This window comes from Desulfofundulus sp. TPOSR (genome assembly GCF_011393055.1).
Taxonomy (GTDB): domain Bacteria; phylum Bacillota; class Desulfotomaculia; order Desulfotomaculales; family Desulfovirgulaceae; genus Desulfofundulus; species Desulfofundulus kuznetsovii.
Genome location: NZ_JAAOEF010000001.1, coordinates 1,474,514 through 1,494,287, shown reverse-complemented (window position 1 = coordinate 1,494,287; position 19,774 = coordinate 1,474,514). Strand labels below are relative to the sequence as shown.

18 protein-coding genes are annotated in these 19,774 nt (G+C 53.6%); all 18 read right to left on the bottom strand.

The genetic code is table 11. The features are described 5' to 3' along the window. Positions 1-108: 108 nt before the first annotated feature. Positions 109-1,518, bottom strand: a complete 1,410-nt coding sequence (locus G7K71_RS07420) for a cobyrinate a,c-diamide synthase (protein ID WP_166344630.1) — start codon at positions 1,516-1,518, stop codon at positions 109-111. 228 nt (positions 1,519-1,746) lie between these two features. Next, positions 1,747-2,064 (bottom strand): TusE/DsrC/DsvC family sulfur relay protein, encoded by a 318-nt coding sequence (locus G7K71_RS07415; protein WP_013824471.1) that lies wholly within the window; start codon positions 2,062-2,064, stop codon positions 1,747-1,749. A gap of 201 nt (positions 2,065-2,265) precedes the next feature. Continuing rightward, positions 2,266-3,648, bottom strand: coding sequence for a sulfate reduction electron transfer complex DsrMKJOP subunit DsrK (gene dsrK, locus G7K71_RS07410; protein WP_013824472.1), 1,383 nt, complete (start codon positions 3,646-3,648; stop codon positions 2,266-2,268). A 14-nt stretch (positions 3,649-3,662) separates the two neighbouring features. Next, positions 3,663-4,469, bottom strand: coding sequence for a respiratory nitrate reductase subunit gamma (locus G7K71_RS07405; RefSeq protein WP_166344628.1), 807 nt, complete (start codon positions 4,467-4,469; stop codon positions 3,663-3,665). Positions 4,470-4,655: 186 nt separating this feature from the next. After that, the gene (locus G7K71_RS07400) at positions 4,656-5,765 is read right to left on the bottom strand and encodes a DVU0298 family protein (RefSeq protein ID WP_166344626.1); all 1,110 of its coding nucleotides are present in this window, start codon (positions 5,763-5,765) and stop codon (positions 4,656-4,658) included. Between the two features lie 16 nt (positions 5,766-5,781). Then, entirely contained in the window at positions 5,782-6,030 is a 249-nt protein-coding gene (locus G7K71_RS07395) for an FmdB family zinc ribbon protein (protein ID WP_121450047.1), read from the bottom strand. A 23-nt stretch (positions 6,031-6,053) separates the two neighbouring features. Continuing rightward, a complete protein-coding gene (locus G7K71_RS07390; RefSeq protein ID WP_166344624.1) occupies positions 6,054-6,680 on the bottom strand; it encodes a tetratricopeptide repeat protein in 627 nt (208 codons plus the stop codon). Between the two features lie 106 nt (positions 6,681-6,786). After that, positions 6,787-7,023: a dissimilatory sulfite reductase D family protein gene (locus G7K71_RS07385; protein ID WP_013824477.1), complete on the bottom strand. Its 237-nt coding sequence runs from the start codon at positions 7,021-7,023 to the stop codon at positions 6,787-6,789. Between the two features lie 82 nt (positions 7,024-7,105). Next, the gene (dsrB, locus tag G7K71_RS07380; RefSeq protein WP_166344622.1) at positions 7,106-8,293 is read right to left on the bottom strand and encodes a dissimilatory-type sulfite reductase subunit beta; all 1,188 of its coding nucleotides are present in this window, start codon (positions 8,291-8,293) and stop codon (positions 7,106-7,108) included. Between the two features lie 20 nt (positions 8,294-8,313). Beyond that, positions 8,314-9,732, bottom strand: a complete 1,419-nt coding sequence (gene dsrA / locus G7K71_RS07375) for a dissimilatory-type sulfite reductase subunit alpha (RefSeq protein WP_041283679.1) — start codon at positions 9,730-9,732, stop codon at positions 8,314-8,316. Positions 9,733-9,851: 119 nt separating this feature from the next. Next, positions 9,852-10,037, bottom strand: coding sequence for an ATP-binding protein (locus tag G7K71_RS07370; protein ID WP_013824480.1), 186 nt, complete (start codon positions 10,035-10,037; stop codon positions 9,852-9,854). A 263-nt stretch (positions 10,038-10,300) separates the two neighbouring features. Beyond that, complete coding sequence (gene rlmH / locus G7K71_RS07365) at positions 10,301-10,780, bottom strand: 23S rRNA (pseudouridine(1915)-N(3))-methyltransferase RlmH (RefSeq protein WP_013824481.1); 480 nt, start codon at positions 10,778-10,780, stop codon at positions 10,301-10,303. Positions 10,781-10,807: 27 nt separating this feature from the next. After that, entirely contained in the window at positions 10,808-12,121 is a 1,314-nt protein-coding gene (gene murA, locus G7K71_RS07360) for a UDP-N-acetylglucosamine 1-carboxyvinyltransferase (protein ID WP_013824482.1), read from the bottom strand. 540 nt (positions 12,122-12,661) lie between these two features. After that, positions 12,662-13,567, bottom strand: a complete 906-nt coding sequence (locus tag G7K71_RS07355; RefSeq protein ID WP_166344620.1) for a peptidase MA family metallohydrolase — start codon at positions 13,565-13,567, stop codon at positions 12,662-12,664. A 285-nt stretch (positions 13,568-13,852) separates the two neighbouring features. After that, a complete protein-coding gene (locus tag G7K71_RS07350) occupies positions 13,853-14,431 on the bottom strand; it encodes a tetratricopeptide repeat protein (RefSeq protein ID WP_166344618.1) in 579 nt (192 codons plus the stop codon). 143 nt (positions 14,432-14,574) lie between these two features. Beyond that, positions 14,575-15,603, bottom strand: a complete 1,029-nt coding sequence (locus G7K71_RS07345) for a hypothetical protein (RefSeq protein WP_166344616.1) — start codon at positions 15,601-15,603, stop codon at positions 14,575-14,577. Beyond that, positions 15,587-17,881 (bottom strand): DUF1156 domain-containing protein, encoded by a 2,295-nt coding sequence (locus G7K71_RS07340; RefSeq protein ID WP_243174590.1) that lies wholly within the window; start codon positions 17,879-17,881, stop codon positions 15,587-15,589. Before G7K71_RS07340 ends, G7K71_RS07345 begins: the two co-directional genes overlap by 17 nt. A 291-nt stretch (positions 17,882-18,172) precedes the next feature. Beyond that, the gene (locus G7K71_RS19825; protein WP_166344614.1) at positions 18,173-19,507 is read right to left on the bottom strand and encodes a M23 family metallopeptidase; all 1,335 of its coding nucleotides are present in this window, start codon (positions 19,505-19,507) and stop codon (positions 18,173-18,175) included. Positions 19,508-19,774: the final 267 nt, after the last annotated feature.

Genomic DNA, 19,774 nt, shown 5'->3' with positions numbered 1-19,774 from the left:
GTCCCCGGCACCCGCCTCCGGTCTTAGTACCCGTAAAAAGCGTTGCGCCGCAGAGTACCCTCTGCGGCGCCTTCTCCGCCTCTCCCTTATCCCCGCTTTTCTATTTAGCTATTTAGCCATCCTGGTTGTCCTGCGCCATTGCCGCGCCCGGCCTACCAGTGCTTCCGCCCACTGGGGCACGGCCAGCGCATGAATGTGGTTATAGGCCGCCAGAACACCTTTGTAGACGAGGCCGTCTTTCTCCCCGTCTATGCCGCAGCCCCGCAGCACCCGGAAAGCGTAGCGCAACTCCGGATCCATGTTCACCAGGCGGGAGTGGTGAAATTCATGCCCCCGGATGAGACTGCCGGTGGGGAAAAAGGGATTTTCCCCGGTTACTTCCACCACTTCATACCCGTGGCCGCAGGGCTTGCCATCCATCACCACATCAAAGGGCAGTGCGCCGCACATCTGGTAGGTGCGGCCCTGCCAGGTCAGCCGGCGGCCCAGATACATCAAACCGCCGCATTCCGCATACACCGGCAGGCCGGCTTCAATGGCCCGGCACACGCCTTTACGCAAACCTTCATTTGCTTCCAGCTGTCCGGCAAATACCTCGGGAAAGCCGCCCCCAATGTAAAGGGCGTCCACTTCCGGCAGCTCCGAATCCCGCAGGGCGTCGATAAAAATGAGCCTTGCCCCGGCTTCCTCCAGTGCCTCCAGGTTTTCAGGGTAGTAGAAGGAGAAGGCCCGGTCACGAAACACGCCGATCAATGGACCGCCGGTGCGCGGTTTTTCCCCGGCAGCTTTCACTCCACCGGAAATATCCTCCAGGGGCGGAGCCTGGCGGGCAATGGCTAAAATCCCCTCCAGGTCCAAACATTCCCGGGCCACCCGGGCAATTTCCTCCAGCGCCTGATCCAGCTCGTCCCGCTCCCCGGCGGGAATTAGCCCCAGGTGGCGGTCGGGGATGATTAACTTTTTACCCTTGGGGATCACGCCCAGCACGGAGACCCCGCAGTATTTTTCCAGGGCCCCGCGCAGCATTTGTTCGTGGCGCGGGCGGGCCACTTGATTTAAGATTACCCCGGCGACAGTCACCTGGGGATCGAAATGGATAAACCCCTGTACCAGGGGGGCCACACTGCGGGTCATCCGGGTGGTGTCCACCACCAGAATCACCGGCGCGGCAATGGCCCTGGCTATTTCCGCGGTGCTGCCGCTCCCCTCCAGGTCCACGCCGTCAAAAAGGCCCATAGCCCCTTCCACCACGGCTATGTCGGCATCACGGCTGTGGCGCACGAAGGAAGACCGGATTGTTTCGCGGGACATGAGAAAACCATCCAGGTTGCGGCACGCCCGGCCGGCTATGCGGCTGAGCCAGCCGGGGTCTATAAAGTCCGGCCCCTTTTTAAAGGGCTGCACCACCAGTTTTAAGCCATAGACCAGGGCAGCCAGCAGGCCAATGGTTACCGTGGTTTTTCCAGAGCGGCCCCGGGGTGCGCCAATTACCAGGCGAGGTATATGATATCGCTGCATTTTTGTTTCACTTCCCTCATGGCACTCATGTCATGCCTCACGCCGAGCACCCCGTACCAAGAAATGGGCACAGCCATAAGCTACACTGCCGGATAACCCGTCGCCTGCCGGCATTCATTGCTTAAGTCCGTGCCCCGAAAGCAGTTTGCAGATAGGTTGGTCGCCCTTAAGCCGGGCGACCCGTTAATTTAACCAAAAATAAACGCACATTACCTGTTATTCCCGGTATTACACGCAACCGGTCGGTTTCGGCAACCCGGCCACTTTACAGGCACCTTTAGCCGGGCCGGACGGGAACAACTCGTAGATCTTCTTCAGGCTGAAGCCGGTCTCTTTGCAGAGCTTGCGGATCATGGGGGCAATCTGGAACTGCAGGTAGTAGTTGCGCAGGTAGTTAACTACCTTCCAGTGCTCCTCGGTCAACTCGGAGATACCTTCCTGAGCAGCGAGCGCCTTGGCTACATCCTCGTTCCAAAGATTCGGGTCAACAATGAATCCGTCCTCGTCCTGCTCGATTTCCACACCATTTACGTTGATGGATGGCATGTACTTAACACCTCCATTAGTTTATCATTGTTTAACATATGCCTTTCCCATAACCCATAACCCATAAAAGATCACCAGGTGTTTATTAATAACCCCGGGCCAGGTGCCTGTGGAGCCCGTGTGGAGCCCGACCACCCCCTTAAAAGAATATCACTCCTCGATAAACAAGTCAATGATTTAAGAAAACTCGTTTTTTCCAGCTTACTTCCAGACCAGGGCCATACCTACGAGGTCAATTAAACCTTTAACCTCCACTCCCAGTTCGTGTTCTTCTACCATCGGATACAGCTGGGCTTTGCAGATGGAGCACGGTGCGCACAGGATGCCGTTTCCGTCCTTGCCCACTCCGGTAGCCCGGACCTGCTCTGCCTTTTTCTGGGAGAACTTTATGCGCAGCTGGTACATTTCGGGGTCGTCAAAGAGTATGGCCGAACCGCCGCCACAGCAGAAATTATTTTCTTTGTTCGGGTACATTTCCCGGAAATCGGCCACACATGCCCGGATCACCGTACGCATTGTTTCAGCCAGACCGCAGGCCCGCACGTAGTTGCAGGGGTCGTGAAGGGTTACCGGCCGGCCGATTTTGTAAGGATCCAGCTTCAGCTGATTGGTGCGAATGTAGTAGGCCACTTCGTCGTGAATGTGGGTAATGGGCCAGCGGATGGGCAAATCGGCCATACCCGGTAGGTACATCTTCCATGCCCGCCAGCCGTGACCGCACTCACCCCAGACAATCTTCTTGACGCCAAGTTTCTGGGCTGCATGCAAAAGGCGTGTGAAGTTGTGCCGCATGGTGTGCTGCTGGTCGAAAAGCAGGCCGAAATTACCCGCTTCGGTGATGGTGCTGGGTATGGTCCAGTTGGCGCCGATATACGTGAAAAACATCCCCGCACCCATCAAAGTATACGGGTTGAGCAGGAAGTCGGCGGAGGAGGGCACGTACATGATGTCTGCCCCCTCTTTATCCACGGGGAATTCCACGTCGACGCCGAACTCATCTTTAATTTCCTCGGAAAGAAACTCCAGGGTATCCACAATGGCCGGCTTGGTCAGGCCGGTATGGTTGCCCGTCCTTTCCATGGCCGCTCCCACACTGGCATGCAACTTGGGCACAATGCCGAGCCAGTGGAGTATCTGGCGTCCAATCATGGTCACCTCGCAGGTATCGATGCCAAAGGGACAGACATGGGCACAACGCCGGCACTCGTTGCACTGGTAAAAGTAAGAATACCATTGTTCGATGATGTCCAGGTTCAGGTCCTCCGCCCCCACCAGTTTACCGAACCAGCGCCCTTCCAGGGTAAAGTAACGCCGGTATATTTTCCGGATCAGCTCCGCCCGGTTGGTGGGAATATTGTTCGGATCCCTGGTCCCCAGATAGGTATGGCAGTTTTCGGCACACAGGCCGCATTTCACGCACGACTCCATGGCCAGCACGAAAGAACGGAACTTCTTGCGCATCTCGTCCAGGTACTGGATGGCCTTTTCAACCTTTTGATCATCGGGCACCGGCTCGATGTGTATCTGGCGCATCTCCTCGGCTGTGGCTTTTGCCGGCATTTTCAAACCCTTGTACTCTGGCAACTGTTACACCCCCTCTAAGCCACGTCTGTGCTGCCGGCGGACGAAAGGCCGGTTCCCCTGGCCCGGGCAGCGGCCACGTCCACGTTGGGCAACCCGGGAGCCGGCTCCTTATAGACCCGGTTTTCAATCCAGCGCATGCCGAACATACCAAACAGGTGCATCAGCTTGCTGAAGGGGAGGATCATAATCAGGATCTGGGCCAGCAACAAGTGGGCGATGAAGAAAGGATTACCTTCGGGAATTGCTGCCGGCTGGAACAGGATAAGAGTGGTAAAATACTCCTTTACCGGTTCGTAGTGCATGCCGTATTCCGGAACCAGGCGCATGAAGTTGCCTATGGATACAATGGAAATGAGCAAAAGCAGCATGAGATAGTCGCTCGGGTTGGACACCTGCCTGACCTTGTCAATGGCAATCCGCCTGTATAAGAGGTACAGCAACCCGGCCAGCAGGATTATTCCAAAAACCGTTCCCAGCAGGTTGGATAAATACTTGCTCAGGGCTTCAGAGGCCCCCAGGTAAACAAACTGCTTGCCCAGGAAGTAAAAGCCCACCACGTGACCGCCAATCACATTGAGCAAAGCTATATGCATGGGCCAGGCGCCTACCCACAGCGGGCGGTCGAAGTTGAAGACGTTGCGAAAAAGCAGAATTTCCCGCAGGTAAATGCCCGCAACCTCTGTTTTGGTCTGGGGAAATGGCGAAAGGGTAATGTTGTGCACGATCCGCGATGCCGCCCAGCGCCAGAGGCGGTAAACAACCCCGAGAACAAAAACGGTAACCGTTATATAGGGCAGTATTTGGGCAATAAAGTAGGTCACAAATCGACACCTCCTCTTTTACTTCTCCCCCACAGCCCGTATCTGCTTTATTTAATGACCCGCCATCAAACCCCTCCCTTTCTACCGGTGTGACTTAACAGCCTTTTATTTTATAGAAAAAAAATAACTTTCACGATTGATTATTCGGCATGGCTTCTGACGATTCCTGCTCAAGGGAAAAATTACTTATAGCTGGTTCATATCCCTTAGAGCGTCTTCAGCAAGCCGGCCAACAGACTTTTTAATTAACTGTCCGCTCTCGTAGAGGACTATTTCCGAGCCGTCTCCCCGCAGTGATTCCAGTTCCCTCCTTACCCCGGTTTCCCCCAGGGCACCGAGAATAAGGACCGCATAACCCCGCACTTCCGGGTTGGAATGTCCAAGGAGGGAGATAAAAAGGGACGAAAACCTCCTGAGCAGTTCCGGATTTGCGCAGGCAATCCTGCGCAGGGCCCGCAGGACATCCGCCTGCAAATGTTCCTCATGCAAAAGCGGCACTAAAGCTGGAAGGTATCCGGAAAATTTATCAATGGAGTTGCCCATAATTTCCCCCACGGCGTCGAGCGTTGCCCAGCTTGACGCGCCGGTGTCGGCCAGGGAATTGAGCAGCGCTTTCAAAAGCTCTGATACTTTACCGGGGTTTTCCAATGCAATTATTTTGGCCGCCTTGCCCATCAAGTCAGCCGCCCGCAAACGGAGGAGAGGGTCACCGGCACACAGCAACCGCCTTAGCAGCCAGAGAATCTTTGCGTCCTGACGGGCGGCCCGGAGCACGTTTTCCACCCGGTACTCCTTCACCCAGGCCTCCAGTTCTTTTTTGGAAACTTTTTTCCCTTCATTAAAATCTGCCTTTTTCCATGGTACATTAGTTATAGCGGGCCTGTCCAGCAACTTCGTGACACTCTGGCGGGTAACCTCGAGCATATCCCTGTTCAGCCTGATGAAATAAAGGACTCCAGCAATTTTCCTGCCCTCAAAAAAACCTCCCGGAATGATCAGGTGGTTTTGCAGGTCGTAATTTTTGACGATCTCTTCCCGGTAGTCTTTATCCGGGAGCAGCCCCCAGGCCATATCCCAGTCCATGTTGCACGCAAACACAAGTGCTTCTATGAAAGCGGAACCCAGGTTCCGGCCCGAGACGTCAAAGGCGTATACCGCGCCGCACGTGCAGGAGCCCACGGGCATTCCGGGCGAGTTTGCTGTGGCCACCACCTCTTGAGGCCGCTCAATGTTCATGCCACAAAAAGGGCATTTGGGTATTTGAATATAGTCCTTTAAAGGAGGCCTTCCCCTCATGATCGACTCCCCGTGTCTATTTTTCACCCGGCCCCGGTATTTCAAAGGTCGCGCAGGTATTCCCCGGGCTGCACGACTTGGTGACCACTTTCGGCGCGCTCCTGCCCGCTCCCGTCTTGTCCACGTAATTAACCCGGCTGATCACACGCTCGAAGGAGTCGGACTGGCACTGGGGGCAGCGAATTTCCACTTGCTCATTGGGGTTCAAAAACAGCTTTTCGAAAAGACCGCCACAATTCAGGCATCTGAACTCGTAGATGGGCACAGGCAGTTCCCCCTGTCATCATTTTATTTCTTGAGGTATGGTTCCATCTCCTTCAAAAAATCCGGGTGAGCCTCAAATCCCAGCTCCAGGGCCCGCTTCAGGTGCCCGGCGGCCCGGACCATATCCCCCTTCAAGTAGTAGGCGTAGGCCAGGTTGTTATGACCCAGTGAAAAATCCGGTGCCATTTCCAGCAGTTTTTGGTTGGTCTCTATGGCCCGATCCAGTTCGCCTTTTTGGAGATAGGCGTTGGCCAGGTTGCACCACGCCTGGACTATCCTGGGGTTTAATTCGATGGCTTTGTGGAGCACTTCGATGGCTTCATCGGTTCTTTCCATCTGCAGGTAGGCAAACCCCAGATTGGCATAACCACGGGCATAACGGGGTTCTATTTGCACCGCCCTGCGGTTGCATTCCTCTACTTTTTCCAGGTTCCCCTGTTTGAAATAGATATAACCCAGGTTGACGTAAGCCTCAAACATCCTGGTACCGTCGGCAATGGCTTCTTCAAAGAGAATTTTTGCTTCATCCAGCCTGCCCTGCTCCATGAGCATTACCCCCAGGTTGTATTTGGCCGTGGCACAACCGGGGTTGCTCTGCAGCATGTTCACCTGCTTTTCTATAAAGGTTTGGGAGACGTTTGCGTTTTCCATGGTACACCTCCCTATCCGACAAAAATTAAGGCTGCTACTCGTAGCGAATAGCAAGCCGTCCTGAGCCACCATCAGAACAAAAAGATCAACCAGGTCTATTAAAGGTCTATTGCTGTGGCTCGTCGGAAGCGCACCTGTCCTTCAAGCCGTACATGGTGGTGCTGCCGGTGGAGAAGTAAATCAGCGTACCCTCATTGATCAGCTCACTGGCAGCCTTCTTAATTTCCCTGGCTTTGGCACCGGGAACTTTTTCCTGCACCGCCTTTTCCATATCCTTAAAATAGAACCTGGTTTTCTTGCTGGCACTGGCAAACTCTAAAATCGCTTTTTTAATCTCTTCCATCAGGTAATCCCACCCTTTCTCTCGCCATAAATAGAAGTGACCGGGGCAGGCGTTTTGCGCAAAACGCCTGCCCGCCACAGATTTAGTCAATTCCGCCGGCTGCCTTGCAAACATTCCAGGCTGCTTCCGTGAACTTGAACTGGGTGCTGGTCCGGAACGTGTCGTAGGCCAGGCGGTAATCGTCAATGAGGTGCTCGGTAAACGGTATACCGGTCTTCTCAAAGAATTTCTCCCAACCGATACGCTCGGCCCAGTCGCCCAGGCGCTCGTGCTTCCGGGCATCGGCAGCATAAACCTCCACAATCTTCTTCACGGTCTGGACCACTTCCGGGAACCGCGGGAAGTTGTTGGGCAGGTAAGCCACCACTACCTTGGAGAACTTGGGCTCGCTGACCGCGTTGGAGATCTTGCCGCCCACCAGTATGGCTACGCCGTCGCCTTCCTTGTCGGCAATGGGCAGAGCCGGGCACATAGTGTAGCAGTTGCCGCAGAACATGCAGCGCTCAACCTTAATCTTGAGGGTCCTCCTGCCTTCCGGGGTCTTGTCGGGCGAAATGGCACCCAGGGGGCAGGAAGAAATGACCAGAGGAAGCTCGCAGACCTGATCAATGACCTCGTGGTCAATGATCGGGGGCTTCCGGTGAATGCCGAGCAGGGCGATGTCCGAACAGTGGACCGCACCGCACATGTTCAGGCAGCAGGCCACCGCCACCCGCACCTTGGCCGGCAGGGTCATGCCGGTGAAGTAGTCAAACAGGTCGTCCATGACGGCCTTGACCAGGGAAGAAGCGTCAGTGGCCGGGGTGTGGCAGTGCACGTATCCCTGTGTGTGCACGATATTGGTGATGCCGGCCCCAGTGCCGCCGATGGGGAACTTGTAGCTCCCGGAAACAAACTTGCGGCTCCACAGATCCTTTTTAAGAGCTTCCACCTTCTCAAGGCTGTCCACGATAAACTCGATGTTGTTGCGGGTGGTGAAACGCACATAGCCGTCGCAGTATTTGTCGGCAATATCGCAGATTTCCCGCACGTGCTGTACGGTCATCAGGCGGGGCGAACCGCACCTGACCGTGTAGACCTTGTCCCCCGTTTCGGAAACGTGTACCAGCACGCCCGGCTCGAGGATCTCGTGGTACAGCCACTTGCCGTAGTTCTTTTGAATGCTGGGCGGGAAGTTTTCCCAGTAGTGGCGGGGACCAATATCCGTAATCCTGTCTTTGGTTGGATTCTGCGGATCGAATTTACCGTATTTCCCAGTGGAAAGAGCCATCCAACAAACCCCCTTATTATTTACCTCTTGTGTCTGGCCCGGAAATCTTTAATGTCTCTTTCAAATCCGCCGGGTACGTCCTCTTCCTTCCAGAAGATGTACGGGTTGGCACGCGGCGCCTTGATCATTTGCGGTGCAGGCGGCAGGCCGATTACCTCCAGGAACTTGGGCAAGCCAACACGCTGGATGAGCTCTCCAACACGCTCGCGGTTCTTTCCTTCTTCCATCCAGAATTCCCAGATTTTCTCGATAACTTCTTTAACGTTGTCATAGGGCGGCTCCGCTTTCATGAAGGGCACGATCACCTGCGAAATTTGCGCGCCTTCCAGGATGGGGGCTTTTGCACCCACCAGGATGCTCACGCCGGTATCCGTGCCAGGTCTGAGCGCCTGCGGCATCACGTTAATGCAGTGCATGCAGCGCACGCATTCCTTGTTGTCGATCACCAGCTTGCCGTCTTCCATCCACATGCACTGGGACGGGCAGAGGTTGATGACTTCCTTTTGAATGTCAAACTTGCCCCAATCCCTGCCCTTGTGGGAGCCCCCCCTGGGCACAATGTCGCCGGCAATGTATGCCTTCACGGCTTCCTGATCGATGCGGATTTCGTCACGCCATGTGCCGATAAAGGCAATGTCGGCACGGGCAATGGATGCCACACAGCAGTTGGGGCAGCCGTCGAACTTGAACTTAAACTTGTACGGGAAGGCCGGACGGTGCAGCTCGTCCTGGTAATGCATGGTCATCTCATAGCACATTTCCTGGGTGTCGTAGCAGGCCCATTCACAGCGGGCTTTACCGATACAGCAGGAGGGAGTCCGCAGGTTGGAGCCGGAACCGCCCAGGTCCTGATCCAGTTCATGGGTCATGTCGTAGAAAATGGGCTCCAGCTGTTCGGTGGTGGTTCCCAAAAGGATAATATCCCCGGTGGAACCGTGCATATTCACAAGGCCGCTGCCCCGGTATTCCCACAGGTCACACAGGGCGCGCAGGAAGTCGGTCTTATAGAACTTGCTGGCTGGCTGGTTGACGCGGATGGTATGGAAGTGGGCAATACCGGGGAATTTTTCCGGCACATCGGAGTACCGCCCGATGACGCCGCCACCATAGCCAAAAACGCCCACGATACCGCCGTGCTTCCAGTGAGTCTCGCCGTCTTTAAAGGAAAGCTCCAGCTGGCCCAGCAGGTCTTCCACCACGTACCGGTCAATCATCATCCGGTCGTCGGCAAGCTTTCTGCGGCGCAGGGCCTCCTGCTTGGCATCAGCCACAAAGCTGGGCCACGGTCCCTTCTCCAGCTCTTCCACGGCGGGGATTTCATGTTTTATTTTAAATTCTTTTAATTCTTCTTCGGTAAAGTTTTTCAGTTCCTCATCGGTATAAATCCGGAGCTCTTCATATTTCAGTTGTTTTTGAGGCCTCTTTGGTTCAAACATCAGCACGCCTCCTTTACTAACGCTAAATGTATCTTTGCCTCTCGCAGCACCCATACTTGAAATTACCTGAACTTAAAGCCACAACAACCTTTACTCCTCTCACCCCTCCTCCGTTAAATTACCTACCTTTCTTCCAGTGTCACTGCTCCCGACGGGCAGACGGAAACACATGTTTCACACCCGAGGCAATCATCGGAATTGACCACGAACGCCTTGCCATCCTTCATTTCCAGCACGCTGCCCGGACAGGAGTCCACACACTCGCCACAACCCTCGCACTTGTCGCGATCCACAGTTACTACGTACATCACGCTACCTCCTTTTAGTTTTTAAAAATAAAGATTTGTCCCTTTCCTCACGAACTTTTCCATTAGCCCTTTCTGCCGGGCCTCCAACACTATGTAATTCGATGCGTTTTAACCTATTCCTCCCGGAAAGGCCCAAATTAACAATAAAAAATTTTAACAAAAGAAAAGTTAATTTCCTTAAAATCTTTTTAGCCAGTTCGTCAAAAAATGATCAATTCCTGCTGTCATCCGGTACCATCCGGCTTCTTCCGGGCCGGTATTTCCTAGCGGTGGTACCTTTCACCACGGATGATTTTAAAAGCCCGGTATACCTGTTCCAGCAAGATAATGCGCATTAACTGGTGGGGAAAAGTAAATTTAGAAAAGGAAAGCCGCATGGAGGCCCTGGCCAGGACGGCTCCGGCCAGCCCTGCGCTCCCCCCGATGATAAAACACAACCTGCTCTGCCCCTGCAAACTGAGGTCGTGCAGGAAGCCGGCAAATTCCTCGGAGGTAAGCATCACTCCCTCCCTGTCCAGGGCGATCACATAGCTGTTTTCCGGAATCCTGTGTAACAGTTGCTCCCCCTCTTTTTTCAGGACTGCCTCCACCGCCCCTTTTTCCCCGGTTGGGGGCAGGGCCTCCTCCCTGACCTCCATCACCTCAAGCCGGGCATAGGGCTTGAGCCGCTTGAGGTATTCCCTTTGGGCCAGGCGCAGGAAATCTTCCTTTAGCTTTCCAACACACAGCAGTGTAATTTGCATCGACTCTTCCCGTTAACCTGTAGTTTTTTAAACCATGGCGCTTTTCCTGGTCGTACCGTTTTGCGCCGGAGCATCCGCTTCAGATGAAGCGCGCCAGACCCGGGCACCCAGCATCCTCAGCTTTTGTTCTAAATTGAAATAGCCCCGGTCTATATAGACTACGTTGCCGATCCGGGTTTCACCTTCAGCCATGAGACCGGCCACCACCAGGGCAGCCCCCGCCCGCAGGTCGGTAGCCCGGACGCAGGCACCCTGCAGCCGCTCCACGCCTTCCACCACAGCCAGGCGGCCCTCCACCTTGATCCGCGCACCCATGCGTTTCAGTTCATCGGCTACTTTGAAGCGGTTTTCAAAGATATTTTCCACGATCACGCTGGTGCCGGGAACGGTGGACAAAAGAGCCATCATTTGGGACTGCATATCCGTGGGAAACCCCGGATAAGGCATGGTCTTAATGTCGATGGGGTTCAAAGGGCCGCTGGCCCTGACCCGGACGCGGTCCTCCTCTTCCTCCACTTCCACCCCGGCCTCCCGCAGTTTGGCAATCAATGGTTCCAGGTGACGGGGGATGACATTTTCCAAGACCACGTCTCCCCGGGTGGCAGCCGCCGCCACCATAAAGGTGCCCGCTTCAATGCGGTCGGGGATAACCGCATAACGCAGGCAACCGCCCAGGGAATCCACCCCTTCGATTTTGATTACATCGGTGCCTGCTCCCCGCACCCTGGCTCCCAGGCAGTTCAAAAAGTTGGCCAGATCCACCACTTCCGGTTCCCGGGCGGCATTCTCGATCACCGTCTGCCCCCGGGCCAGACAAGCGGCCATCATGATATTTTCCGTGGCTCCTACACTGGGGAAATCCAGGTACACCCGGTTCCCTTCGAGCCTGGCGGTCCGCGCGACCACTGTACCCCGTTCAAGGAAAAGCTGGGCTCCCAGGGCGGTCAGGCCTTTGAAATGTAAATCCATGGGCCTTGTTCCGATGTTGCATCCCCCGGGGAGGGGGATTTCCGCCCGGCCAAAACGGGCCAACAGGGGACCCAGCAACAAATTGGAAGCACGCAGCTGCTTAGCCAGGTGGTAAGGAGGCATTTGGGCAGGCGGGTCTGTCATGAGGATGCGCAAGCTGCCACTGGGGGTGGTGCGGTGTACTTGCGCCCCCAGGGAGCGGAGGATGTCAACCATTACCTGTACATCCCTGATGTCGGGTACATTTTCCAGAGTTACCAGTTCGCCGGCCATGACGGCAGCACACAAAATGGCCAGGGAAGCGTTTTTGGCCCCGCTAATGGCAACCCGTCCCCGCAGGGATATTCCCCCGGCAACAACCAATCTATCCATAGAAAACATTTTCCTCCCGTCATAAAAAAACTAAAACCTATATTCTCGATCCCCCTCCACAATTCCTGCCACAAAGCCGGCTTTTCCAACAATCATCCGTAAAGGCACCGGGGGAGAATAGTTTTGACGTAAATATTCAGTGAACCCGGTGGGATGCGGCGCTGTCCCCGCTCACTCCAGTGCTCCACGTAAGATGCGCACCGCGGCTAGCTTCGGGCCGGCTCTGGCTCTCTGCGGATTACCATCGACACTGTTACCTCCCGACCATATTAAACTGCCCGATGTGCCACCAACAGGTGTTCTTCCATTTGATTTCGTTTGGCGTCCTCGAGAGCCGAGCCGCCCAGCACTCACTGAAAATGCTATACTGGAAAGATTACAACTTACTATCTTGTCACAGCAGGCTTGGAAAGAGCTTCATTGCCAGTGAGTGCTGGGTTCACCGGGTGCTGTTACCGGCGCTTCGCAAGTCGTTCGCTCCGGACAGCGCCGCATCCTCCTTATAACGGTTTTATTGAATATTTACGTTTTGACTTTTTCTTATAGTTTTTGCCCGAGCCACGAGCGGAAGCCGGCAGCGAACCGGTCCAGATCCCGTCCGGTAACCTGTTGCAGGGCGCCATTCATATCCCGCCCTTGTCCCAGCGCTGCTAAAATTTTATGCAAACTTTCTTCGCCATATACTTCCACCAGGTATTCCACGACCGCCAGGGACTGCCAGTAGGCCAGGGTCTGGTTGGGCAGTTCATCAAAATTTCGCTCCATCTCCCCAAAGTCATAAAGCGGCTGCCCCGCAAAATCCCCGGTTCCAGCAAACCGGAAGCCGGTGAGCCTGTATTCCTCGTACTGGGCGACCCCTTCGGTGAACCAGCGGGGCACGTTGCCCCGGGTAAGATAGTCCACCACCAGGTGGGTTAACTCATGAGCCACCGGCCCCGAGCCAACAAAAACCTCTTCCACCTTTTGGGGGTCACGGGCATCGATCCAGGCGCGGGGCGAAAGAACCCTGATCACCCCCGCCCAGTACACGCCCATGGCACTTTCGCTGGCCGGCCAGCCAAAACTGGCATTCAGCGACTCCCGGGTGGGATGGACAACCAGGAGGATCTTTTTCCCGGCGGAAAAACGAAAGTCCCGCGCTACCAGCGGGTAGAACTCCCGGGCTGCTTTTAACACCAGCCGGGCGCTGTCGGCATCCCCGGGATAGTAGCGCACTAAGAAATGACCGTCGGATAGGGTGAGCATATGGCGGGTGCTGATCATCGCCTGGGCCCGGGCCGCCTCGCGAAAGATATGGTAAACGTATCCCCGTATTTGCCCGGGTACCCGTATGACCAGGACAAACACCAGGGCTACAAAAACGGCCATTATTTTCAACCAGAACCAGAGCATAAGCTGCCCCGTGCCGGGGGGAGATTGCGTTTTAATGAGCGGGTAAATGTTCACAGGCGTTCACCTCTCCCTCTAACAACATTTTATTGTGGTTAATTAGCTGATTAATCGGATAAGCATTAAAAAATAAGGGCCTCCTCCCGGGGGCCTTATTTAAGACTTTTCTCACTTAATTATAACGTCAGCGGGGTCCTCCTCCTAGAGGAAACTAAAGGCAAACCCGCCTGGTCCGAGTTACTCCGCCAGTTCCCTGCTCGTCTAAACGCCGGGCCTGGCGTTATCCAAAACCAGTTACCGGTTGATACACATACACCAGTCGCAGTAAGCGGGTCCGCTTGTTTACTTTTTCAACTGCGCCTTCCACTCCTCGATCATTTTACGCGCCTGGGCCACGTCATCCCCCTGACCGGCAAGCTGAATAAATTTTTCCAGCTCCCGGATGCCGCCTTCGTAGTCCCCCTTCCCCAGGGCCAGCACCTGTCCGTAATAATAGTGGGCCCGGGCATTGTCCGGGTGACGCCTGATTTCTTCTTTTAAATTGGCTACGGCCTCGTCGTAACGTCCCAGCAAAAACTGCACCAGGGCCAGCTCGATGCGAAAATCACTGTTTTCCGGTCTCAGTTGCACGGCTTTTTCGTAGGTTTTAAGAGCCTGATCCATCTTTCCCGCATCCAGGTAGGCCCTGGCCAGCCGGGCGGCAACGTCGGCATCCTCCGGGTTGGCCCTGGCCTGCGACTCCAGTTCTGCAATTATTTTTTCCGGAGACGGCGGCTCCGCCCCGGAAGGTTGGTCGGAAGAAGGAAGGTCAAAAAACCAGCCGATGGAAGTCCCCAATAAACCCAGGGAAAGGAAAACGGTGAGGATAATGAAGGCAATCCTCTGGCGCCGTTTTTTGCGTTCACGGTAAGAAAAAGCCATGACTACAACCCCTTTATAAAGCAAACTGTTTTTCGACCATTATACCACAATTGTTCTTCAGACTGAAACAGAACCATATATAACATAAAACATTTTTAAGAAAGCTCATTACGCTTAAATGGCCAGAAACCTTAGACCCCTTCTTACTTTGTTCGGAACTCCTTCAGGCGCGAACATTCCACAAGTTTATCTAAAGTTTTTACAGTAAACACCTTCCCACGTGTAGCCAGGAGTAATTTTTTCATATCCTCCCGGCGAACACCAAAGCCGCGACCGGCAATGCAGGCTATGACTTCAAACCTTGGACTTTCATCATGCCGGCCCTGGGTACTTAAACTGGCAAGGTGCTGAATACGGGTTACTTTATCTCTCGCAGTACCGTCATCTTCTGTAATTTTAGCTTCAATCACAACCTGTGGCGAAAATTCATCTGGGATAATAAAATCCGGAGCCTGATCAAATCCCGGTATTTTTTCAGCCCGTTTAGTTTTCCGAAAGCTAATTCCGGCCCCAGTAAGAATATCCTCGATAGCGGATTCAAGGCTATCTCCAATTAGCTCCGAAACGGAATCACGATGTCCGGCAAAAGGCCTGCCAAGGAGCCTTTCATATAGGAGCATAGCGTACGGAACACCTAGTTGGGCTAGACTTTGGACGGAAGTCAGGCCTTCCTTTGTGTCTGCCTTGTCCAGTCGGTGTATCTCACCAATACCTGCCTCTACAACCGGTAATGTAAGCAGTTGGCCGGCTGTTTCAATCAACGCTATCAATCGTTTCTCAGTCAATTGAGTTAAACGTAGCGCAGAAAAAGGTGAAAATCTAATTCTCCGATCCAAGGCCCTTGCGAAGCCTTGAGTTATTTCAACTCCTGTTCTTTGGGTCGCAACGTATGCCCACTCTGGTGGAGTGAAGCCCAGGATCGTACGCAAAACAATAAGACAAAGCGGAGCTTGCTTTACCGCCTTCAAAATAGCTGATGTATTAAAACTGGTGAAACCATTAGTTGCTTTTTTGAGAATCTGGTATGCCTTCTCAAAATTTGGATATTCTACAAAACCTGGCCCTTTGGGTAGCACTAGAAACTCGGATTCTAAAGAAGAGAAAATTATTGAAACAAAAGAATCCAGTTCAGCCTGAAGTTCTGTATAGGAAACTTCAAAAGGATACCTCATCCTCTTCCTCTCCATAATCAGCATCTACCTCGCGAACCGTTTCCCATCTCTTGCAACGAACGGCGATATCCTTTGGCAAATATCCCTCTATTACTTTAAGTCCACCTAATTCCTGAACAAAAAGGTCAATCCGGTTTAATTTATCAGTGCAGGGTAAATTAACATCCCATGAATGACGAAGGTACCAAACGGCCAGGCGAGCCAAATGACCGTACAGCACACACCGGGCATCACCCAGAGTTGGCTTCAAACCACCCGCTTCCAGCCTTCCCAAGTCATCCAACACCAGCCGGGCAATTCCGGCCACATCTCTGGTTAAAATTCGTCGAGAAATGGTTCCAGTAGATCGATTAACAAAAACGGTATCAACGATCGATGAACCCGTACCGTTAATATGAATCGAGGCACTCATCTCGGCAGGGCAAGGAATGGAAGCCGTGCAAACCAATCCGGCATCAAGAAGAGCTACAACTACGGGATAATAAGCCTCAAGAGAGTTATGATGAAACGTGAAAACAAAAGGGGACCCCGGCTTGAGAGCAGCTGAAAAACGGCGGAAAACTTGCGACAAACCCTGGGTAAAATAATCAAGCCCGCGTTCCAGGGTAGCGTTGCCTGTCAGTTCATTTTCGTTACGCGTACTGGGTCCTGCAAAAACAGGATTATCTTTACCAACCAAGCGCCGGAGCCAAGCATAGCAAAAGTCCATTAATTCAGCGTACTGAACGTTGGCAAAATAGGGTGGGTCCGTGATTACGGCGTCCAAAATTCCAGGTGGCAGTTCGGCAGCTGTAGAACTTTCACACCTTATGTCCACATTTTTCAACTCTAACTGCCCGTTATATTCACGGAATTCCCCTATCCATTCTCCACTGGTGTATATTTTTTTCTTGCGGCCGTTATGAAAAGTAACCTCAAAGGGATGCTGGCAGTACTGTTTTGCTTTTAAAAATTTATCTACGATATTCATCCAGCCGCCGCTACCGATGTTGGTTCTGCGATCACTTTTTATGCCTAAAATATTGGATTCACATTGAACCAGGCCAACCGGGAAGCCGTGTACCGAAAAAATATCCAGCGATTTTAAAGCGTAAGTGTCGTACCGGCAAAGCATGTTCTGATAACGAAGCAAATCCGAGAGATTTGTGGCCAGAGCTTCGCGCACTCTTGTATTTTTGTATTGATTTATAGCCCGGCAGATCAACTCCAGTCCTAACAACTGCCGTTCGTTAAACATTTCCCGGTACCGGTAATAACCCCAGCGGTGCAACCGAGCAGTCTCATCCCCGGGTGGGATTAAATCATCAGGCACAAAAATAGGTTCCACGTCCTGCCACATGGATTGGGCCTGTCGGTACCTGGCCAAGTCCACATCATCGGGCTTTTTAAAGAAACGTCCCCGATGAACGGATTGGCAGCGCGGGCAATGATATTCGATGACAACCAGCCGGTGCTTTGGAGGTCTATATTGCGGATTAGGATACACGTTAATTTTACCACAATGAGGGCATTTACATTTATTCCTGTTAGCCGGACCGGCCAGGAGCAGGGCCAACCCGCATGCCTGGCAATTCCCGGGTCGGCGCCTGTCGCTCACTTCATTCAAGGCTCCACAATTCCAACAAATAATGACATTTTTGGGATGGCGGCGGTTCTCTGCAATTAAATAACCCGGAAAGAGATCAAACTCCCGATGGCACTCTATGCACCGCTGAGTTTTTACCCAAATAAAGTACTTTACGTAAGCTTCCGGATTGTGGCAGTAAATACACTCGGTACGATATAAAAAACCGATCTTTTTTTCTAACCATTGACCCAAAGCATTGGCCGCTTCTTGATATTCATTTAAATCTAGTTGTTGAATTTCTTGCCGGACAATCCAGTAGGCCATGGGATTTATATCATAGCCAAGGATATCACATCCCAGCCGGTTAGCCTCCAGGAGCGGCGTTCCCCCGCCCATGAAAGGATCGGCAACCTTCAACCCGTGTAGATTATGGGAACGGAAATAGTTTGTCTCCAGATCCCCGCCCACAAATTCTGAAAGGAGCAAGGCTCGAAACAGTGAACCCGGGCGACGGGCAAACCACTTATGCACAGCAATAATCGGGCGATAATTTTGTTGAATTTGTTTTTCTCTCATAGCCAGGCTGGTTATAAAAGGAACGTTAAAACAACGTTCAATTCCTCTATCTTGTTTTTTTCCTGGCCGGGAAAAAGGATTTAAATCATTATTATTGGGTTGCTGAATTTGGTTGTTCCGCTGATTGTCCAGCAAAGCTCGTCCCTCCAAAAATCTTAACACATGACAATATACTAATTATAACAATTGATTAAAATTTTCTCGTTTAAATAGCTTATCCCTGCAATCGTACCGCATATTTTAGCTGGAAAAAAGCAAGTTGCGTGTTATAAATGGTAATAATTGGTTGATGCAAAGGCGCATAAAAACGCCCCTCCTCAAGGTCATCCAGTTAAGGAGGGGTGTGTGGTTTTAAAGTGAACCGCATAATCCCTTTAAAACGCGGGATTTCGCCCTGCTAATAACCCGCGTGGCTAAAACTATACATTACAGGAACCGCGCCGGGTTCACGGGCTGCCCGTTGACCAGCACCTCAAAGTGCAGGTGGGGCCCGGTGGTATTGCCGGTGCTTCCCACCCTTCCAAGCAACTGGCCGCGTTCCACCCGCTGGCCGACCCGCACTTCAATCCTGGACAGGTGGGCGTAACGGGTAACCACCCCATCCCCGTGGTAAACGTCCACCGTCAAGCCGTAGCCGCCATTCCAGCCTGCGCTGACTACCCGTCCCGACTCGGCGGCCCGGACCGGGGTGCCAGTACCGGCAGCTATGTCCATACCGAAATGCAGCCGTCCCCAGCGCGGCCCGAAGGGCGACTCGATGGCCCCCACCGTGGGCCAGGCCAGCCTGCCCCCCGTCCCCGAACGGGAGGCCAGGAGCACACGCGAGCCCACCGCCACTACCCGGGTCTGGGATTTCCTGATCACCCGCCTGTCCAGTACGTCCCTGCTCACTTCCCGGCCGTTTAAGTAGGCGACCTGGTAAGTGACCTCCTCCAGGCCGGGTTTTCCCGGTTGAATAATCCGTTGCTGGCCTCGATACATGCTGTTATCCCGCCGCCGTTCCTCCGTGAAAGGCACTTCCCGCTTTTCTGTGCGCCGCGCGGTAGCCAGAACGTTGATCACCGGCACAGCGCGGGATAAATTAAGCTTCTGGCCTATCTGCAGCCTCTCAGGGGTCAAGCCCGGGTTTGCGGCCTGCAACTCTTCCACCGTCATGCCTGTCGCGGCGGCAATGGTCCACAGGGTATCTCCGGGCCGAACGGTGTAGCGGTCAAACTGGCGCCCACCAGTGCAAATGAAATCAAGGGCCTCCTCGAACCCTAAAATGGCATGTGCCGGCGCCCGGACCTCTTTAAAGCTCACCTCTTCCATCAGGCGAACATCCGCCCCGGGAACGCTGTACCGTTCTTTTAATTTTTCCAACAACCGGCTGGCTATTTCGCGGTCGGCTACCACCAGCTTAATCGCGCCGTTCACCACCAGCGCCGTGCCCCTGTCTCCGGCACCCAGGGCACGGGCAAGGGTATCCTCCAGTTGCTGGTTAGACAACAACAGCGGTCCCTCTCCCACAGCGGCCGGGCGGATGGTCACCCTCTGAAGGAAATCACCGGCAGATTCCCCAAAATAGAACTTTTTATGGATGGCTGTCTCCAGCGTCTCCCGGTCGGAACATACGACCACCACCCGGTCGTCCACCAGCAGGGCCCAACCGCCGGAAGCACGCGTCAAGAGGGAACCGTAAGTCATTACCACCATGGTAATGGCCACCAGGCAGATTACCTGGGCCGGAGTCAGGGGGTCCTCGATCAATATACGGCGCACCGCTTGCCTAAGACCATCTATGTATTGGGACACAAAAGAGAACTTGGGGCGGGAGGAAAATACAGCATTGGCACCTGCTTGGCTCAATGTCGCTCGCTTCCGTGCAAAACGGCGGCCATTTTCATTCTCTGTTGGTGGCGCTGAAAGCGTCATGGGTGTCTACTCCTTTGGTGAAAGACTGGCTGCACAACCAGACAACCGGCAACCCGGATACAAAAAACAGGTTGCCTGTCAGGCCACGTCAATCTCTTATAAATATATAACTGA